The 18256-nt window shown below is 70.6% G+C and carries 15 protein-coding genes, 2 tRNA genes and 1 pseudogene; 10 read left to right on the top strand and 8 right to left on the bottom strand.

All coding sequences use genetic code 11. The features are described 5' to 3' along the window. Window positions 1-254 precede the first annotated feature (254 nt). Window positions 255-1040, bottom strand: a complete 786-nt coding sequence (locus AB0G28_RS12155; RefSeq protein WP_361086833.1) for a M50 family metallopeptidase — start codon at window positions 1038-1040, stop codon at window positions 255-257. Between the two features lie 170 nt (window positions 1041-1210). Continuing rightward, complete coding sequence (locus AB0G28_RS12150; RefSeq protein ID WP_361086831.1) at window positions 1211-2116, bottom strand: DNA-3-methyladenine glycosylase 2 family protein; 906 nt, start codon at window positions 2114-2116, stop codon at window positions 1211-1213. A gap of 148 nt (window positions 2117-2264) precedes the next feature. On the opposite strand from AB0G28_RS12150, the gene AB0G28_RS12145 reads away from it, so the two are divergent. The 3 genes from AB0G28_RS12145 (at window position 2265) to AB0G28_RS12135 (ending at window position 5519) form a co-directional block, all read left to right on the top strand. Beyond that, window positions 2265-3029, top strand: a complete 765-nt coding sequence (locus AB0G28_RS12145; protein WP_361086828.1) for a methyltransferase domain-containing protein — start codon at window positions 2265-2267, stop codon at window positions 3027-3029. A 40-nt stretch (window positions 3030-3069) separates the two neighbouring features. Continuing rightward, a complete protein-coding gene (locus AB0G28_RS12140; RefSeq protein ID WP_361086825.1) occupies window positions 3070-4392 on the top strand; it encodes a M20 family metallopeptidase in 1323 nt (440 codons plus the stop codon). 98 nt (window positions 4393-4490) lie between these two features. Continuing rightward, on the top strand, window positions 4491-5519 hold the full coding sequence (locus AB0G28_RS12135; protein WP_361086822.1) for a trypsin-like peptidase domain-containing protein: 1029 nt from the start codon (window positions 4491-4493) through the stop codon (window positions 5517-5519). 118 nt (window positions 5520-5637) lie between these two features. On the opposite strand, the gene AB0G28_RS12130 is transcribed toward AB0G28_RS12135, so the two are convergent. Together AB0G28_RS12130 and AB0G28_RS12125 are read right to left on the bottom strand one after the other, a co-directional pair. Beyond that, on the bottom strand, window positions 5638-6012 hold the full coding sequence (locus tag AB0G28_RS12130) for a DUF3224 domain-containing protein (RefSeq protein WP_361086819.1): 375 nt from the start codon (window positions 6010-6012) through the stop codon (window positions 5638-5640). A gap of 66 nt (window positions 6013-6078) precedes the next feature. Next, window positions 6079-7593 carry a helicase HerA-like domain-containing protein gene (locus AB0G28_RS12125; protein ID WP_361086816.1) on the bottom strand — a complete coding sequence of 505 codons (1515 nt, stop codon included), beginning with the start codon at window positions 7591-7593 and terminating at the stop codon, window positions 6079-6081. A 113-nt stretch (window positions 7594-7706) separates the two neighbouring features. Here AB0G28_RS12125 and orn point away from each other — a divergent pair, with 113 nt between their 5' ends. Together orn and AB0G28_RS12115 are read left to right on the top strand one after the other, a co-directional pair. After that, window positions 7707-8315 carry an oligoribonuclease gene (orn, locus tag AB0G28_RS12120; RefSeq protein WP_361086813.1) on the top strand — a complete coding sequence of 203 codons (609 nt, stop codon included), beginning with the start codon at window positions 7707-7709 and terminating at the stop codon, window positions 8313-8315. A 76-nt stretch (window positions 8316-8391) separates the two neighbouring features. Beyond that, window positions 8392-8464, top strand: a tRNA-His gene (locus AB0G28_RS12115). 150 nt (window positions 8465-8614) lie between these two features. Here the strand turns inward: AB0G28_RS12115 and AB0G28_RS12110 are convergent. Further along, complete coding sequence (locus tag AB0G28_RS12110) at window positions 8615-9901, bottom strand: glycosyltransferase 87 family protein (protein WP_361086810.1); 1287 nt, start codon at window positions 9899-9901, stop codon at window positions 8615-8617. Window positions 9902-10055: 154 nt separating this feature from the next. Between AB0G28_RS12110 and proP the strand changes: the two genes are divergently transcribed. Next, window positions 10056-11438 carry a glycine betaine/L-proline transporter ProP gene (gene proP / locus AB0G28_RS12105; RefSeq protein ID WP_361086807.1) on the top strand — a complete coding sequence of 461 codons (1383 nt, stop codon included), beginning with the start codon at window positions 10056-10058 and terminating at the stop codon, window positions 11436-11438. Here proP and AB0G28_RS12100 read toward each other — a convergent pair. Beyond that, the gene (locus tag AB0G28_RS12100) at window positions 11435-12613 is read right to left on the bottom strand and encodes an Ig-like domain-containing protein (RefSeq protein ID WP_361086804.1); all 1179 of its coding nucleotides are present in this window, start codon (window positions 12611-12613) and stop codon (window positions 11435-11437) included. The genes proP and AB0G28_RS12100 overlap by 4 nt on opposite strands. A gap of 165 nt (window positions 12614-12778) precedes the next feature. On the opposite strand from AB0G28_RS12100, the gene AB0G28_RS12095 reads away from it, so the two are divergent. Beyond that, a tRNA-Lys gene (locus AB0G28_RS12095) sits at window positions 12779-12851 on the top strand. A 500-nt stretch (window positions 12852-13351) separates the two neighbouring features. Here the strand turns inward: AB0G28_RS12095 and AB0G28_RS12090 are convergent. Then, window positions 13352-13598: pseudogene (locus AB0G28_RS12090) on the bottom strand (3-deoxy-7-phosphoheptulonate synthase); the annotation flags it as partial. Between the two features lie 56 nt (window positions 13599-13654). Here AB0G28_RS12090 and AB0G28_RS12085 point away from each other — a divergent pair. Beyond that, window positions 13655-16843: a discoidin domain-containing protein gene (locus AB0G28_RS12085; protein ID WP_361086801.1), complete on the top strand. Its 3189-nt coding sequence runs from the start codon at window positions 13655-13657 to the stop codon at window positions 16841-16843. Between the two features lie 6 nt (window positions 16844-16849). Here AB0G28_RS12085 and AB0G28_RS12080 read toward each other — a convergent pair whose 3' ends face one another. Then, window positions 16850-17092, bottom strand: a complete 243-nt coding sequence (locus tag AB0G28_RS12080) for a hypothetical protein (protein WP_361086798.1) — start codon at window positions 17090-17092, stop codon at window positions 16850-16852. Between the two features lie 71 nt (window positions 17093-17163). Here AB0G28_RS12080 and AB0G28_RS12075 point away from each other — a divergent pair, with 71 nt between their 5' ends. Further along, entirely contained in the window at window positions 17164-17811 is a 648-nt protein-coding gene (locus tag AB0G28_RS12075) for a hypothetical protein (protein ID WP_361086795.1), read from the top strand. Beyond that, a complete protein-coding gene (locus AB0G28_RS12070) occupies window positions 17808-18185 on the top strand; it encodes a winged helix-turn-helix domain-containing protein (protein WP_361086791.1) in 378 nt (125 codons plus the stop codon). Before AB0G28_RS12075 ends, AB0G28_RS12070 begins: the two co-directional genes overlap by 4 nt. Window positions 18186-18256 lie beyond the last annotated feature (71 nt).

Genomic DNA, 18256 nt, shown 5'->3' with positions numbered 1-18256 from the left:
CAGCAGAGCCACTCGGCCGCTGCCGCAGCAGAGCCACTCGGCCGCTGCCGCAGCAGAGCCACTCGGCCGCTGCCGCAGCAGAGCCACTCGGCCGCTGCCGCAGCAGAGCCACTCGGCCGCGTGCGCGGCAGAGCCGCCCAGGCCGCTCAAGCGGCGAGGTCGCCAGGCCGCTCGCCCGCTCACGCGGCACGGCCACTCGGCCGCCCACGCTGCAAAGCCACCCAGGCCGCCCACACCGCAGGTCTCCACGCCGCTTACGCGGCGACCGGCTCCAGCAGCCACAGCCCACCGGCGATCAGGCAGCTGACCGTCGCCACGGCGAACACCAGCACCCACAGCACCGGCGGGACCGCGGTGAGCCGTCCGAGCTGGTCGGCGTCGGAGTCACGGGCCTGCCCGCGCCGCCGTTTGACCTGCAGCTCCGCCACCGGCCGCACGCCGCCGAACAGCAGGAACCACGTCACGAGGTAGCTGAACGGCGCCTGCACCTCGACCGGCGCGACGAACGCGACCAGCGCGAGCACCGCGGCACTGGCGACGACGGTGAACACCCCGTAGGCGTTGCGCACCATCACCAGCACGCCGAGCAGCAGCAGCGCGATCAGGACGAGGACCGTGCCGACCAGGTCGGAACCCAGCAGGCTGGCGAAGAGCAGCCCGAGCACCGACGGCGCCAGGTACCCGGCCATCGCGGTGAACGCCATGCCCGGTCCCTCGGGCTTGCCGCGCGAGACGGTGACGCCCGAGGTGTCCGAATGCAGCTTGATGCCCTGCAGGCGCCGTCCGACCAGCACGGCGGCCAGCGCGTGGCCGGCCTCGTGCACGATCGTGACGACGTTGCGCGCCCGCCGCCACGGCGTTCCGCCGACGAGCACGACCAGCATGGCCACCCCACCGGCGACCAGGGTGATCACCGCGGGGGTCTGGGCCTGTTCGAGCAGCGAACCAGCCGGCGACGAGCCGGTGGCGGCGGCCGCACGGAAAGCCGACAGGGCGTGACCGGCCGGTCCGCCGAGCGCGAGTTGAACGGGCGAGCTCACCCGGACACCTCACCACAGGCGACATCTGGCTACTGTGAGTCCCCATCGCTCGCCGCTGCGCGGCTTCCGGTATCGGGTCGTCGCGTTCTCCTTTCTGTCGGTGCGACCTGCGTCGCGGCCGCGTTCTCGGCGCCGATCGGTCAGCGCGGGCCGGCCGCCGGGGGGTCAGGTCATCGCGACTCCCTCATCCGAGCCTCGCCTTCGACGCGGAACAGGAACGACACCCAGCTCCGGAACGGCGCCCAGGCCTCCGCGAACTCCGCCAGCCCTGCCACCTCCGCCTGCGGGACGTGGTAGGCGTCGCGCAGGATCTCGTGGAGGCGGGTCTCCGCGCGCGGGAACACGTCCGGGTGGCCCGCGCCGCGGATCAGGATCAGCTCCGCGCTGAACCGGCCGATTCCCGGCAGCAGCTGCAGCTCCTTCAGCGCCTCCTCCGCCGGCATCGCCCGCAGCGCGGCCGCGTCCAGCAGTCCGGTGGCCGCCGCCTCGGCGATGCCCCGAAGGCGTGCCATCTTCGGCCCCGACAGCCCGGGCAGGTACTCCAGTTCCGCCAGCTCGGCGGGGGCCGGGAACGATCGCAGCCTGCGCCCGCCGACGTCGACCTCCGCGCCGTAGCGCTCGGTCAGGCGCCGGCGCAGCCGCACCGCCTGCGTCATCCAGATCCGGTGGCTCAGCACCGCCCAGCACGCCGCTTCGTACGGCGACGCGAACAACACCGGCCGGAGCCCCGGGTGCAGGTCCCGGAGCAGCCCCACGACCGGATCCCGGACGGCGACCTCCGGGAACGCGGTGCCGTCGACGTCCAGCGAGCACATCCTCCGCACCTGGGCCACCACAGCCTCCGTGTGCTCGGGCGGGCCGTGGACCTCCACCACCACTTCGCCGGGCGATCGCTGCCGCAGCACCGCGCCCACCGGTGTCCACACACCCTCCAGCGGGAAGGCCACCCGGAGCGCGCCGGGTTCCGCTTCCGGCTGCCCCGCGGGGGCGAAGCCGGTCAGGAACCGGGCCGCCGCGGCCAGGTCGAACTCGCCGCGCACCGCGATTTCGCCGCACGGAACGGAAATCGTCGTCATCTCTCCTCCTCGGATCGGGATCTCGCCTGCGACGCTAGGAAGGGGCACCGACAATTCCGGGCCCCGAACGCCTGAGCGCGGACTTCTTCACTCGATCGAGTGCCGTCAAAGCGGGCATACTGCCGATGTCCGAACCCCGGGAGGATGCGTGCCCACCAGGCGAAACACCGCCCGAGAGCGGTTGAAGACCCTGCTCGAGACGTCAGCGGAGACCGAGACCGGCAACGGCTACCTCGACCTGCTGGGCGCCGCGAACCAGGCCGGTCCGCCGACCGGCATCACGCAGCGCCTGATGCGCACCACCCTGCTCCCGCGGATCTACGAGCGGTACTGGCGCCCCGTCCTCGGCCGCGCGCTCAAGGGCCCGTCCGGGCCGAGCATGGCGGGCGAAGTCACGCTCGCCACGGAACTCCTCCGGCTGCGACCGGGTCACACGGTGCTCGACGTCGCCTGCGGAACCGGCCGCTTCACCCGTGCGTTCGGCGCGGCCGTCGGCCCGGACGGGCTGGCGATCGGGCTCGACGGCGCCCGCACCATGCTCGCCAAGGCCGTCGCCGAGGGCGGCCCGGACACCGTCGCCTACCTGCGAGCCGATGCCGTGCGCCTCCCGCTGAAGGCGTCCACTGTGGACGGTGTCTGCTGCTTCGCCGCGCTTCACATGTTCGCCGAGCCGGAGACCGCGCTGGACTCCTTCGCGCGCGTACTGAAACCGGGCGGCCGGATCGCGCTGCTGACGAGCGCCCGCCGCGGCCGGCAACCCGCGCGCCTGATCGAGTCGGCAGGCGGGATCGTGAGCGGGCAGAAGATGTTCGACCGCGGCGAAGTCGGGGCGAGCCTGCGCGCCCGCGGCTTCACGGCGATCACCGAGCGGTACGCGGGTGTCACGCAGATCGTGGCGGGCCGGCTGGGCTGAACGGCACGAACTGTCGGAGGTGGCGGTTAGCATCGGCCCCATGACCCACGCCGATCCCGTCCCGCCCGACGACAGCTACCTGCGTTCCCTGGTCGAGGCCACCGCCGACGCCGTCGCGGCCGCCGAACCGCTGTCCTCGCCCCACCCGGGCGCGGACGAGGCGACCCGGGCCGAAGTGACCGCCGTGGTCGAGCGGAGTTCACCCGATCTGGTGGCATTGAGCCAAGATCTGCACGCCCACCCGGAGGAGGGGTTCGCCGAGCACCGGTCCGTGCGCGCACTCGCCGAGTTCCTGAAACGCCACGGCCACGAAGCCACCGTCGGCGTCGGCGGGCTCGACACCGCGCTGCGGGTCAGCACGCCAGGGCAAGAGGGCCCGCACATCGCCGTCCTCGCCGAGTACGACGCCCTGCCGGGGCTCGGCCACGCGTGCGGGCACAACATCATCTGCACCACCGCCGCGGGCGGTTTCCTCGGCGCGGCCGCGGTCGCCGGACGGCTCGGCGGCCGCGTCAGCCTCATCGGCACCCCGGCCGAGGAGGGCGGGGGCGGCAAGGAGATCCTCGCCCGCGCCGGCGTGTTCGACGACGTCGACGCGGTGATCATGCTGCACCCGTTCAGCCACGACATCGCGCTGCACCCGTTCCTCGGCCGCCGCCAGCTGGAGATGGTCTTCCACGGCGTCGGCGCGCACGCGAGCGCCCAGCCGTTCATGGGCCGCAACGCCCTCGACGCCGCCGTCGCCGCGTACCAAGGCGTCTCGGCGCTTCGCCAGCAGCTCCCGCAGAGCGACCGCGTCCACGGCGTGTTCACCGACGGCGGCGCCCGGCCCAACGTCATCCCGGCGCGCGCCGCGCTGCTGTTCTACCTCCGGTCCCAGACCCCGGAGACGCTGCGCGACCTCGCCGCCCGCATGACGTCGATCGCCGAGGGCGCCGCGGCGATGACCGGCTGCGGCGTCGAGCTGGTCTGGGACGCCCAGGCGGCCTACCTGCCGATCCGGTTCAACACCGCGCTCGCCGGGCGCTGGTCGGCGAACCAGGTGATCACCGGCCGCAAGCCGCTCCCGCCCGGGATCGTGCCGGAGTCGCTCACCGGCTCCACCGACCTCGGCAACCTGTCGTACCGGATGCCCGCGCTGCACCCCATGCTCGCGGTAGCGGGACCGACGGTCGCCTTGCACACCAAGGAGTTCGCGGCCGCGGCCGGGTCGGCGACGGGCGACGCCGGCGTCCGGGACGGCGCGCTGGGGCTGGCCCTCACCGCCGCCGACTACCTCGGCGACGCCGCACTGCGGAAGGCGGCGCACGACGAGTTCGAAGCGGCGGGAGGAGCACTGGACGTCCCGTCGTTCTTCGCCTGATGCCTGAGGATTACCTGAGTTTTCTCAGCTGATTCTTCTCAGCAAAGCCTGAGGTATTTCCACAGGCTGTTCACAAGCACGGGCGCGAATCTGGTCCCATGACCGAGAACGAGAGTCGGCCCGGCCCCGCCTCACCCGGTGGGCACCAGCCGCACCAGAGCACCCAGCAGTACGGGCCGTACGCGCAGTACGCCTACCAGCAGGCCGCGCCGAATCCGCTCTTCACTCCCCCGGCTCCGGGGCAGGGACAGGTGCCCACGGCGCTCAAGGCCAAGCCGCGCAAGGGCGGCCGTGTCGCGATGATCGTCAGCGCGACCGCCCTCGGCGCCGCGCTGGTCGGCGGCGTCGGCGGCGCCGCGATCGTCGGGCTCACCGCGAACTCGGCGGACGGCGCGACGACGTCGGTGAGCACGCCGGCCGTGAACGGGCAGACGGTCTCGAACTCCACCGCCACCGGCGACGTCAGCGCCGTCGCCGCGAAGGTGACACCCAGCGTCGTCCAGATCAACGTCACCACCGATCAGGGCGAGGCCATCGGCTCCGGCGTCATCCTCACCTCGAACGGCCGGATCCTGACCAACGCGCACGTCGTCGACGGCGCCCGGAACGTCGTCATCACCACGTCCGACGGCAAGAAGTACCAGGCCAGTGTGGTCGGTGCGGACACCAAGGCGGACATCGCGGTGGTGCAGGCGCAGAACGCGAGCGGCTTGACGGCGGCGTCGCTGGGCGACTCGAGCAAGCTGGTCGTCGGCCAGGAAGTGGTCGCGATCGGGTCGCCGGGCGGGCTGCAGAACACCGTCACCACCGGCATCGTCAGCGCCCTGAACCGCAACCTCTCCGACATCGGGCAGGGCGAGCAGCAGCAACAGCGCTCGCCGTTCAGCCGGACGTCGCAGCAGAGCAGCGACGCGCCCAGCTACACCGCGATCCAGACCGACGCCGCGATCAACCAGGGCAACTCCGGCGGCGCGCTGGTCGACACCCAGGGCAACGTGATCGGCATCAACTCGGCGCTCTACAGCCCGACGGCGTCGGCCAACGGCGCGGCGGGCAGCGTCGGGATCGGCTTCGCCATCCCGATCAACGACGCCAAGAAGATCGTCGACCAGATCGTGAACAGCTAGCCGCGGACGGGCCGTGGTCGGGGCGGCCCGTCCCCCCGCTTCGGGGAGCGGAGCGGGGTACACCGCGAAGGCCGTTTCGAGAGTCAATCGGGGGCTCTCGAAACGGCCTTCGTACTGCTCAGAGCGTGTAAGTGAGGGTCAAGTGGTGGTCCTCGCCGTCGATCTCGATGTTCGCCGTGCCCGAAATCCCGGCCAGTTCGCCGAAGCCCGAGCCGGTGAGGATCTTCAGCGTCAGGCCGGTGTCGTCGGCCGAGTGGTGCAGGACGAACCCACCCTTGCGGCCGTCGACAGAGACCTCGAGACGTTCGAAGGCGACGTACGCGCGCGAAGTCGCGTTGGACGCCGTCAGCATCTCGACGGTGCTGGTCCCTTCGATCACCCCGGTGAACGTCTTGGCGATCGCCACCCGGGCGAACTCGGTGCCGCCGGCCTCGTCGGTGGCCTGCGGCTCCCACTTGTCGAGGACGAACGACGCGGTGGCAGTGCTGGTCATGGCTGATTTCCTTTCGCAGGTGGCGCCAGCCTGCCAGCGATACCTGACAGATTGCGTCAGCTTTTGTCAGCGCCTCCGGTTGCCGAACAGCCCACGCGTGATCTCCCGGCCCAGCGCGCTCGCGGCCGACCGCATGAACGACTTCACGGCGGGGTTCTTCATCGCCGACTCGAGGAACCCCGGCTCGTCCTTTCCGGGCGCCGGCGCCTCGGGAACAGGCGCGGGAGTGGCGGCGACTTTCGCGGCCAGCTTCTCGTAAGCCGACTCGCGGTCGATCGTCTCGGCGTACTTGGCGTGCAGGTCGGACGCCATCACAGCCGCGGCGACGGCCTCCGGCCCGATCGAGCCCATCTTCGACCGCGGCGCGCGCAGCCGCGTCCACGCCACCGGCGTCGGCGCGCCCCGCTCCGACAGCACCGTGACGATCGCCTCGCCGATGCCCAGCGACGTCAACGCCGTGTCGAGCTCGTAGAACTTCGTCTTCGGGTAGGTCTTGACCGTCTTCGCCAGCGCCGCCTGGTCGTCCGGGGTGAACGCCCGCAGCGCGTGCTGGATCCGGGCGCCGAGCTGCGAAAGCACCGCGTTCGGGATGTCCGTCGGCAGCTGCGTGCAGAAGAACACGCCGACGCCCTTCGACCGGATCAGCTTCACGGTCTGCTCGATGCGCTCCAGGAACGCCTTCGACGCGCCGGAGAAGAGCAGATGGGCCTCATCGAAGAAGAACACCAGCTTCGGCTTGTCGAGATCGCCTTCCTCGGGCAGCTCCTCGAACAGCTCCGCCAGCAGCCACATCAGGAACGTCGAGAACAACGCCGGCTTGGCCTGCAGGTCGTCCAGCTCCAGCAGCGTGACGACACCCTTGCCGTCCGCCTGGCGCATCAGGTCGTGGACGTCCAGCTCCGGTTCGCCGAAGAAGTCCTCACCACCCTGGGCCTCCAGATTGGACAGCGCCCGCAGGATCACCCCGGCCGTCGCCGCCGAGACCCCGCCGATGCCCTTGAGATCCTCCTTGCCTTCGTCGCTCGTCAGGTGCGTGATCACCGAACGGAGGTCCTTCGTGTCCAGCAGGGCGAGGCCACGCTGGTCCGCCCAGTGGAAGATCAGCCCGAGCGTCGACTCCTGCGTCTCGTTCAGCCCCAGCACCTTCGCCAGCAGCACCGGCCCGAAGCTCGTGACCGTCGCCCGGATCGGCGCCCCCTTCCCGCCCGTCCCCAGCGACAGGAACTGCACCGGGAACGCGGAGCCCGCCCAGTCGTCACCGAGCTCCTGCGAACGCCGCGTGACCTTGTCGTTCGCCTCCCCCGCGGCAGCCAGCCCGGACAGGTCGCCCTTCACGTCCGCGAGCACCACCGGCACCCCGGCGGCCGACAACTGCTCCGCGATCAGCTGCAAAGTCTTCGTCTTGCCCGTCCCGGTCGCCCCCGCGACCAGGCCGTGCCGGTTCAGCGTCGCCAACGGCAGGCGCACGGCGGCCGCCGCGTCCACCTGCCCGTCGAGCACCACCGCACCCAGCTCCAGCGCGGCACCCTCACTCGCGTAACCAGCGGCGATCTCACTCGCCGGCGACTCCTGCACCGTCACTGCCCGCTCCCCGATCTGTGTCCTGCACCACACCGAACCCGGCTTGGCGAGCGTAACGCGCCGTACGCGCAGGTAACGCCCCTCATATCCCCGTGTCGGGTTAGGGTCACCAGGTGACCGACCGCCTAGTCTGGATCGACTGCGAGATGACGGGGCTCGACCTCGGCAAGGAAGCGTTGATCGAAATCGCCGCCCTCGTCACCGACGCGGAGCTGAACGTGCTCGGCGACGGAGTCGACATCGTCATCCACGCCGACGAGGAAAAACTCGCGGGGATGCCGGACGTCGTCCGCGAGATGCACGCCCACTCCGGCCTCACCGAAGAAGTCCGCCGCTCCACCGTGACCCTCGAAGAAGCCGAACGCCGCGTCCTCGACTACATCCGCGAGCACGTCCCCGAATCCGGCACCGCCCCCCTCGCCGGCAACTCCATCGCCACCGACCGCGGCTTCATCGCCCGCGACATGCCCGCCCTCGACGCCCACCTGCACTACCGCATGGTCGACGTCTCCTCCGTCAAGGAACTCGTCCGCCGCTGGTACCCGCGCATCTACTACGCGAAGCCGGAGAAGGGCCTCGCCCACCGCGCCCTCGCCGACATCCGCGAATCCATCGGCGAACTCGACTACTACCGGCGCGTCGCTTTCGTCCCCCAGCCCGGACCCACCAGCGAAGAAGCTAAAGCCGCCGCCGCTGAAGTGCAGGAACACCACCAGAGGTAACCCCCTGCGAACCCCGCGAGGGCACCCGCTACGATTACAGCCAACGAGGTGATCGCAAGCGGTTCCCTCGCAGATGGTGGGCGTAGCTCAGCTGGTAGAGCACCTGGTTGTGGTCCAGGAGGTCGCGGGTTCGAAACCCGTCGCTCACCCCGATAGCCCCGGTATGGTCGGGCCCTGGCGGGCCCTTCCCATTACCGGGGTTTCGCCTTTCTGTGGGGGTCGAACCCCCACACCCCCGCCGGGGGCGAGCCCCCGGACCCCCGTCCCGTGGTTACCTGCTCCCGGCCTCCATCCCGTGGTCACTTTGGGTGGGTTGGCGTGGTTGCCTCTGTGGGGGTGGGGTTCAGCTGGGCTGGTCGGATTGCTGCCAGGGCTATCAGTGCTAGGGCCAGGGTTACGTAGAGGGCGTGAGCCAGGGCTTGAGTCAGTGGGGCGTAGGTGTCTGGGAGCACTGCCAGGCCTACTACTGGGACGTTGCCTCGGCCGTCTCCTACCTTCCAGGGGAAGATCAGGAGGTAGGTCGCTGTCAGTGCTGCTGCCGGGAGCCATGTTCGGGCTCGGAATGCTGCGCACACTCCCATTACGAAGAACGGGATGAACCATACCCAGTAGTGGGACCAGGTCCAGGGGGTTACCAGGATCATCAGGGCGCCCGTCACGCTCACTGCCAGCAGCTCGCGGCCCTGTCGGTGAGCTCGGATCGCGATCCAGAGTGCGGCTGCGGCCACTACTGCCGCGGCCGGGATCCAGATCTTGCCTGGGACGTCCGGGATGTCCAGGAGGCGGGCCAGTGCTCCTCGGATCGACTGGTTTTCCGGGGATGTCGCGTCGCTGTCGCCGGTGATCCGGGAAGGGTCCGCCAGGTTTGCCGACCAGAATGCCGCCGAGTCTCGGGGTAGCGCCATGAAGCCGGCCAGGACGGTCAGGGCGAATGTGCCTACTGCGACTGCTGCTGCTCGGAAGCGGCGTGTCACCAGCAGGTACACCACGAAGATCGCCGGTGTCAGCTTGATACCTGCCGCCAATCCCACTCCCGCGCCTGTCCACCAGCGGTTCCGGCCGGTCAGGTCCACCAGGACCAGGAGCAGCAGGACCAGGTTCACCTGGCCCGACGTGAAGTTCATCAGGACCGGCTGCATCGGCAGGGCCAGCGCTGTCAGCGCTGCCGTTGCCGCTACGCGGCCCTGGTCCGGCGCGTAGCCCTGCCGGCCCAGCGACACCCAGACGACCACCAGCAGGGAGAACAGGTTCACCAGCACGGCCAGCAGTGGGAGCAGCAGCTTCGGGACCACCGTCAGCGGCACGAACGCGCCCGCCGCGAACGGCGTGTACTTGAACGTGCCGCCGATCGTCGGCAGGGCCGAGACCCCGGGTTCGTACAGGGCCATCCCGGCGCGTACCGCGCGGCCGGTCGCCACATAGGACTTGAAGTCTTCGAGGTAGACGCCCGCCGTCGTCCAGACGCCGGCCCACACCGTGTAGCCCGCGAAGACCACGAGCAGCAGCGCACCGGACAGCACTGTCCACCACAGCGGTGCCGGCAGCCTTCGCTCGACCGGTGCTTTCGGTACCACGACCGTCGTCATGAGCTGCCCCCTCGATACGCGCGGAAGTGTAGGCAGCTTGAAATGTCCTAATTGGCCTTCGCCCAAACGTGGTAGCGCTCACGACCGGATGGCTCATCCTGCGAAGAGCCGGATGCCGATGCACCGTGGACTGGTGGAACGTTCACTGCCGAAGATGCGAAAGCGAAAAAAGCTGCGGTACGAGGACATCACGGTCGTCGACCAGTCCCTGCTCAAGCGCGCGGTGGGAGCCGCGGCGCTGGGCAACGCCATGGAGTGGTTCGACTTCGGCGTGTACGCCTACATCGCCGACACCATCTCCGAGGTGTTCTTCCCCGCCAGCGTGTCACCCGGCGTGCGGCTCATCGGGACGTTCGGCGCCTTCACCGCCGCCTTCCTCATGCGCCCCCTCGGCGGCCTCGTCTTCGGACCGCTCGGCGACCGCATCGGGCGGCAGAAGGTCCTCGCCGTCACCATGATCATGATGGCGATCGGCACGCTCTGCATCGGGCTGATCCCCTCGTACGCCACCATCGGCGTCTGGTCCCCGATCCTGCTCGTCCTCGCCCGCATGGTGCAGGGCTTTTCGACCGGCGGCGAATACGGCGGCGCGACGACGTTCATCGCCGAGTACTCCCCCGACAAACGCCGCGGCTTCATGGGTTCCTGGCTCGAGTTCGGCACGCTGGCCGGGTACGTGCTCGGCGCGTCCGTCGTCACCGGCATGAAGGCCTGGGTGCCGCACGAGACGTTGCTCGACTGGGGCTGGCGCGTCCCGTTCCTCGTCGCCGGGCCGCTCGGCGTCATCGGCCTCTACATGCGCCTCAAGCTCGAGGAAACGCCGGCGTTCCAGAAGCACGCCGAAGAGGCCGAGAAGCGCGGCCGCTCCGGCGAGCCGTTCTGGAAGATGTTCACCGAGTACTGGCCCGCGCTGCTCATCTGTGTCGGCCTGGTGCTGGTGTTCAACGTCACCGACTACATGCTGCTGTCGTACATGCCGACGTACCTGTCGGAGCAGCTGCACCTCGACGCCACCCACGGCCTGCTGCTGATCATCGTCGTCATGGTCGTGATGATGCTCATCATCATGGCCGGCGGCCGGATCACCGACCACGTCGGCCGCAAACCGGTGATGATGGCGGGCTGCTTGGGGTTCCTCGTGCTGTCGTGGCCGCTGATGCTGCTGGTGCACGACGGCGGCCTCGTCGTCACGTTCCTCGGCCTGATGGGGCTCGGCCTGCTGCTGCTCTGCTTCGAGGTGTCGATGCCGGCGGCGCTGCCCGCGCTGTTCCCGACGGCGATCCGGTACGGCGCGCTGTCGATCGCGTTCAACGTCTCGGTGTCGCTCTTCGGCGGCACGACACCGCTGGTGATGCAGTCGCTGATCTCCGCGACCGGCCACGACTTCTGGCCGGCCTGGTACCTGATGGCGGCGGGCGCGATCGGCGCGGTCGCGGTGTTCTTCAGCCGCGAGACGGCGAACAAGCCGCTGTGGGGTTCGGGCCCCGCGGTGGCGACCGAGGCCGAGGCGCGGGAACTGGTCCGCGACTCGGGTTAGTTCGCCGTCCGCCACTCGTCCCAGGACAGCTGCCAGACGCTCCAGCCGTCGGTCGGCTCGAGCTTCGGGCCGCCGCTGTTCCGCACCGTGACGAGGTCGCCCTTCTTGGAGGTGTCCATCAGCCACTTCGTGTTCTCGGTGGAGAGGTTCAGGCAGCCGTGGCTGACGTTGCTGTGCCCCTGCTGCCGCACCGACCACGGCGCGGAGTGGTAGAAGATGCCGCTCCAGGACAGGCGCACCGCGTACTGCACGAAGGTGCTGTAGCCGCCGGGAGCGTCCGCGGGGACGCCGTAGGTGGCGGAGTTCATGGTGTAGCCGGTGTGCTCGCTCATGACGGTGTAGGTGCCGGCGGGGGTGTTGTGGCCGGGCTTGCCCATGGAGGTCGGCATGGTCTTGACCTCCTTGTCGTTGATCGTGACGGTCATCTGGTGCGTCCCGCCGTCGGCGACGGCGACGAGCTTGTCGCCGACGGTGGCGCCGGCGCTCTTGTCCTCCCGGCCATAGCTGCCGTTGCCGAGCGGCTTGCCGTAGACGGCGGCGTCGACCTTGATCTTGGTGCCGCTCTTCCAGTAGTCCTTCGGCCGCCAGGTGACCTGCTTGTCGCCGAACCAGCGGAAAGCCCCCTCGGTGGCCGGCTCGGCGGTGACCTTCAGCGCCTTCTCGGCGGCGGCCTTGTCGGCGACGTTGCCGGTGAAGGTGAAGATCAGCGGCATCCCGACCCCGACGGTCTCACCGTCGACGAGGTTCACGGAGACACCGAGCTGCCGCGCGGGCTTGACGGTGGTGAAGGTCGACTCCCGCGTCACCGGCTTGCCGTCGGAGCCGGTGGCGGTCGCGGTGAGCTTGTAGGTCTTGTTGTAGCCGAGCGGCTCGGCGGAGTCCCACCCGTCGGCTCTTGCTTTGCCGGCGACGACCTTGCCATCGGCCCCGGTCAGAGCGACTTGGGTTACCCGCCCGTCCTTGACGGTGACGCTCACCGGCTCACCGGGCGCAACGTCCTTGGCATCGTTCGCAGGACTGAGCGTGAGCACGGCGGGCACCGGCGCGGGCGCACTCGGCGACGTCGTCGGTTTCGGCTCCGGCGGCTCACTCGAAGGAGTGCTGCTGCACGCTGCCACGGTGAGGCCGATCACGCCGGCAACCACCACCGCCCCCAAGCCGGTCGAACGCCTCATACCCACCCGCCCGTTTCGCCGTCGATGTCCGACTACAGTGTGCCCGACCAGCCGCGACGCGCGGGCGGCAACGCCGGAACCGGGTCAAGGGGACCCCCCTGAAACGGGCTCCGAAGGGGGTGCTAATCTTTTCCACGTCGCCAGGGGAAACCCCGGCAGACACCGGCGCCATTAGCTCAATTGGCAGAGCAGCTGGCTCTTAACCAGCGGGTTCGGGGTTCGAGTCCCTGATGGCGCACCCCCACTCCCCAGGTTGAAGATCTCTTCATCCTGGGGTTTTGTGGTATCTGGACGCATTGCTTCCACTCCCTCTCTGTCCACAATGGTCGGTATAGAGCCCGAGCTGTCGCGATGCCGTCCGCGGGATGATCTCGGCCGCGGCCGGCGCGGCCTCGGGCAGCACCGCCTCGCTGCCGGCTCCTGGAACCGGGCAGTGACATCGGCCGGGTGCGGCGGGCTGCCGTCGGGCTCGGTGAAGCACAGGCCGGTGGCGACCCACTCACTGCCGTCCTGAGCTTGGACTCGCCTGCCCCCTGGCCGTACCGCACGATCTGGTTCGCCACCTCCCGCATCGCCTGATCCAGGTAGGTGGCCGAACTTCGCTACGCGTGCTCGTTCCCCCGCGCCAGTCGCCGTGTCTCAGACATCGTGTGACGATGCACGTTTCCGTGCTTGCCGCCCTCATGCGTCTCCGCCGAAAAGAGCCGCGCATCGACCGAGACTTGCGTCATCGGCGGCTGTCAGCTCCGAGTGGATGCCGCCCTCGTGGGTGCCGAGGTTGCGGTGGACCGCGAGAAGCCGCGCGCCTCGTCGACGATTCGGTCGAAGTGCCTTGTCTGGTCACCGGATGGCGACTGGTGCGTGTTCGCGTGCATCGGGTCGCACTGCCGGACCACCTCGTGGCCGGTGGCCGTCACCTTCTCGACGATGGGTGGAAGGACTCACGGACCTTTTCGTGGCCCATGCGCGGAACCAGCGTCACCCGGCTCGTTCGGGTGAAACGTCTTGATCATGTGTGGCGATGTCCGCGTCGTGCGATGGATGCGGCGGTTCGGTGGTTCGGTTCTGGCGGGCGTCGTGGTCGCCTCGCTGCTGGCGGGAGGGCACGATGACACCGGCGGACACGACCCTCACGGCGGGCATGTGGTGGCCAACGCCCAGGCCATGATCCCGTCGGCCACCAAGCTCCCCAAGGCCGGCTGGACCGCCACGGCGACGAGCGGCTCGCCCGCTTCCCTGCTCGACGGCAACACCGGGACCGTCTGGGAGTCCGCCGGGGCGCTGCCTCAATCGGTCACTGTGGACATGCGGGCCACCCGCACGGTTTCGGGCCTGGTCGCCACGCCGAGGCCGGGTGGCGGGCGGGGCGCGATCGGCCGCTACGAGGTCCGCCTGAGCCTGGACGGCACCACCTGGGCCGCCCCGGTGGCCGCCGGCACCCTCGCCGACGACGGCACGCCCAAGACCATTTCCTTCGCCGTCGCCGGGACGCGTTTCGTCCGGCTGACCGCGCTTTCCGGGGCGGAGAAAACCTCCGTCGCGGCCGCCGAACTCGACGTGCTCGGGGATCCCGGTGCGCCCGTGCCGATGGCCGTGCTGGATCGGGCCGGCTGGACCGCGGCCGCCAGTGACGAGGAAACGGCACGAGAGCACGATGTGGCGTCCAACGTCCTGGACGGTGACCCGAAGACGATCTGGCATTCCCGCTACAGCACGGCCACCCCGCTCCCGCACCGCATCACCCTCGACCTCAAGCGGCCCACCGCGGTGGGCGGCCTGCTCTACCGGCCCCGCGCCACGGGGGCCAACGGCCGGGTCGGCGAGTACCGGATCGCCGTCTCCGCCGACGGCACGGGCTTCACCGACGTTTCCTCGGGTGCCTGGCCGGACGTGAACGCCACGCAGGACGCCGCGTTCGACCACGTCGTCACCGCCCGGTACGTCCGGCTGACGGCCCTCACCGAGGCCGGCGATCGCGGCCCGTTCACCTCGGCGGCGGAGATCTCGCTGCTCGGCCCGCTGCCCGGCGCCCCGGCGCCGCTCTCACGCTTGGGCTGGACCGCGAGCGCGAGCGAGCTGCTGGACAACGACCTCGCCACCGCCTGGCGCGGTACCTCGTTCACCGTCGACACCCAGCAGGAGCAGCGGATCACCGCGGTCGTCGTCACCCCGGCGCCCACCGGGCGCGCCGGCGGCGTCACCGTCGCCACGAGCAGCGACGGGTCGACCTTCACCACCGCCGCCACCGGCACGTGGGCCGATGACGGCACGCCGAAGGCGGTAGCGCTCGACGCCTTCGCCCGCCAGATCCGGGTCACCACGACGGAAACCTCGTCGGCGGTGGAGTTCCACGCCTACGGCCCGGCACCGGGACCGGTCGACGTCGGTCCGCTCCCCCGCAGCGGCTGGACCGCGACCGCGTCGGACCAGGACGCCGCGCGCCCGGCCGCGAACGTGCTCGACGGTGACCCCGGCACGGCCTGGCACTCCAAGCCGGCCGCGCCGCTGCCGCACTCGGTCACCCTGGACATGAAGGCCACCCACGTGGTCACCGGCGTCCAGGTGCGGCCACCCGGCGGCGAACCCGACGGCACCATCGGCCGGTACCGGGTCGAGACGAGCACCGACGGCACGACGTTCGCCCCCGCGACCGCGGGGACCTGGGCCGACGACACCGCGGTGAAGACCGCGCGGTTCCCCGAAGCGGCGGCCCGTTACGTCCGTCTGACCGCGCTCACCGAGGCCGGCGGCCGCGGCCCCTCGACCGCCGCGGCCGAGATCGACGTCCTCTCCGCCACCGCCGCCCCCGACCCGGGCAAGACCGGGCAGTGGGGCGCGACGGCCGGGTTCCCGATCGTCCCGGTCGCCTCCGCCCTGCTGCCCGGGAACAAGCTGCTGACCTGGTCGGCCTACGCCGCGGACAACTACGGCGGCACCCACGGCTACACCCAGACCGCGATCATGGACCTGACCACCGGCGAGGTCACCCAGCGGCGCGTCGACGGCACCGGGCACGACATGTTCTGTCCCGGCCTCTCCATCCTCGCCGACGGACGGGTGCTGGTCACCGGCGGCAGCGATGCCAAGCAGGCCAGCGTCTACGACCCCGGGACGAACACCTGGACCGCGGCCGCGCCGATGAACACCGCCCGCGGCTACCAGTCGCAGGTGACCCTCTCCACCGGCGAAGTCTTCACCGTCGGCGGGTCGTGGAGCGGCGGCCGGGGCGGCAAGGCCGGTGAGGTCTACTCCCCGGCCGCCGACAGCTGGCGCGCGCTGCCGGGAGTGCCGCCGGAACCGTTCTTCACCGCCGACCCGCGAGGCGTCTTCCGCGCCGACAACCACACCTGGCTGTTCGCCGCCGACGGGGGCCGGGTCTTCCACGCCGGCCCCAGCAAGCAGATGCACTGGGTGTCCACGACCGGGCCGGGCTCGGTGACCGGCGCCGGAGCACGCGGCGACAGCGCGGACGCCATGAACGGCAACGCGGTCATGTACGACATCGGCAAGATCCTCACCGTCGGTGGTGCCCCCGCCTACGACGACTCCGACGCCACCAACCGCGCCTATACCGTCGACATCACCACCGGCACCGCCAAAGTCGCGCGCGTGGGCGACATGGCTTTCGCGCGGGCGTTCGCCAACAGCGTCGTGCTCCCGGACGGCACCGTCGTCGTCATCGGCGGTCAGGCGCGCGCGGTGCCCTTCAGCGACCAGACCGCCGTGCTGACTCCGGAACTGTGGAACCCCGCCACCGGCAAGTTCACCCGGCTCGCGTCGATGGCGGTGCCGCGCAACTACCACTCGGTGGCCAACCTCCTGCCCGACGGCCGCGTCTTCTCCGGCGGCGGCGGGCTCTGCGGGAACTGCGCGACCAACCACTTCGACGGCCAGGTGTTCACGCCGCCGTACCTGCTCAACCCCGACGGCACCCCCAAAGCCCGCCCGGCCATCACCTCGGCACCGCCGACGGCGGCGAACGGCGCGACGCTCACCGTCGGCACCGACCGCGCGGTCACCGCCTTCGCGCTCATGCGGGCCGGCTCGGCGACCCACACCGTCGACACCGACCAGCGACGCGTCCCGCTGGCCCCGGCGACGCTGAGCCCGACCGCCTACCGCGTCACTGTCCCCGCCTCGCCGGGCGCCGCGCCGCCGGGCCGCTACCTGCTGTACGCCCTCGACGCCGACGGCGTCCCGAGTATCGGCCAGGAGATCACCATCGGTTGAGGTGGCTCAGTAACCGCCGACGGACTTGCCCCAGAAGCTGGTGTACGCGTTCTCCCCAGGGGCCACGAGCACGTTCTGCCCGGTGCAGTTGGAGTTCTCCCATTTCCGCTGGTAGTAGCCCGCGTAGTTGATCATCCCCTGGTAGTGGAAATCGGTGGCCCGGCAGGAGCCGGACGCGACGGGCGGGATCCGCTCGTTCGTGACGTCGAGGTTGGTCAGGCAGACGAGACCCTCGTGCGGATCGCACATCACCTGCTGCGACGCCGACGAGGTACCCGGCCCGAGGGACAGCAGTCGACGGAACTGGGGACCGGGGGACGATGCTGCGCATCCATTTCGAGGCCGACGACCTCGCACGGACACGGGTTCTGGACGCGCCGGATCCGTTGTGGGAGACGCTGCTCAGCTTGCACCAGCTGCAGAGCGGCGCGGGACACGCCGTGTTCGGGGAGTGGCGCGCGTCGGTCCGGGCCTGCCTGGACCGCTCGGTCGGCATGCTTTTCGCGCTGGCGCCCCCGCGCGGCTACTCCGTGGACTTCCTCACCCCGCCGGCCGGCGGAGGCGGGCTCGACAGCGCGATCGATTCCGTGCTGAGCACGCCGCGGGCGGTGTTCAGATCCGACCTGACCGCACTCGCCGCCGAGCGCCGCACGCCGGCGTGGGTGTCGCCGCCGGCGAACGGTTGCCTCGACGTGCTGCGCCGGCTCGGCAGCGCCATCCGGCGATACTTCTCGGCCGCGCTCGCTCCTTCCTGGCCGGCGATCACCGACCTGGCGCGCGCGGACCGCCTGCGGCGCGGGCACGTGATGCTGGGCGACGGCGTCGAGGGGCTGCCGGCCACGCTCCCCCCGGCCGTGCGGTGGCAGTCGCCGGTGCTCGAGGTCGACTACCCGGTGGACCAGGAACTGCGTCTCGACGGCCGGGGGCTGCTGCTCGTGCCGTCGATGTTCTGCCGGCATCGCCGGTGACCCTGCTGGACCCGGGCCGCCGGCCGGTGCCGGTGTACCCGGTCGACCGGCGTCCCGGCTGGTTCGGCGGGCCGCCGAACCGCTCGGCGGCCAGGCTCCTCGGCCACACCCGGGCCGCCGTCCTCGAAGCGATCTGCGCGCTCCCCGTGCCGACCACCACGGAGATCGCGACCGAGCTCGGTATCTCACCGGCGAGTGCCAGTCAGCACGCGACCGTGTTGCGCGATTCGGGGCTGATCACGACCGACCGTGCCGGAGGCGCGGCCCGGCATCGGCCGGCTTCCTACGGCTCTGCCCTGCTCGCGATCGGTTCGCGTGAGGAGGCGGTTCCCGAGTTCGTGGAGCAGACGCGGCCGCGAGCCGCGATACGGTGACCCCAAGGCAGCCGGGAAGCGGCCGGCCGAACTCGGCCGGCACTGAAAGCGTTGCAACCCCTGCAGCGGCG

Source organism: Amycolatopsis sp. NPDC021455, assembly GCF_040640995.1.
Lineage (GTDB): Bacteria > Actinomycetota > Actinomycetes > Mycobacteriales > Pseudonocardiaceae > Amycolatopsis.
The sequence above is the reverse complement of the archived record's forward strand: the minus strand, read 5'-3'. Positions and strand labels throughout refer to the sequence as shown.

Bases quoted from the DNA above. Each gene is read 5' to 3' on its own strand.
- AB0G28_RS12150 (WP_361086831.1), bottom strand. From the start codon at position 2,116: ATGACGACGATTTCCGTTCCGTGCGGCGAAATCGCGGTGCGCGGCGAG.
- AB0G28_RS12140 (WP_361086825.1), top strand. From the start codon at position 3,070: ATGACCCACGCCGATCCCGTCCCGCCCGACGACAGCTACCTGCGTTCC.
- AB0G28_RS12135 (WP_361086822.1), top strand. From the start codon at position 4,491: ATGACCGAGAACGAGAGTCGGCCCGGCCCCGCCTCACCCGGTGGGCAC.
- AB0G28_RS12130 (WP_361086819.1), bottom strand. From the start codon at position 6,012: ATGACCAGCACTGCCACCGCGTCGTTCGTCCTCGACAAGTGGGAGCCG.
- AB0G28_RS12110 (WP_361086810.1), bottom strand. From the start codon at position 9,901: ATGACGACGGTCGTGGTACCGAAAGCACCGGTCGAGCGAAGGCTGCCG.
- proP (WP_361086807.1), top strand. From the start codon at position 10,056: ATGCGAAAGCGAAAAAAGCTGCGGTACGAGGACATCACGGTCGTCGAC.
- AB0G28_RS12100 (WP_361086804.1), bottom strand. From the start codon at position 12,613: ATGAGGCGTTCGACCGGCTTGGGGGCGGTGGTGGTTGCCGGCGTGATC.
- AB0G28_RS12085 (WP_361086801.1), top strand. From the start codon at position 13,655: ATGCGGCGGTTCGGTGGTTCGGTTCTGGCGGGCGTCGTGGTCGCCTCG.
- AB0G28_RS12080 (WP_361086798.1), bottom strand. From the start codon at position 17,092: ATGTGCGATCCGCACGAGGGTCTCGTCTGCCTGACCAACCTCGACGTC.
- AB0G28_RS12075 (WP_361086795.1), top strand. From the start codon at position 17,164: ATGCTGCGCATCCATTTCGAGGCCGACGACCTCGCACGGACACGGGTT.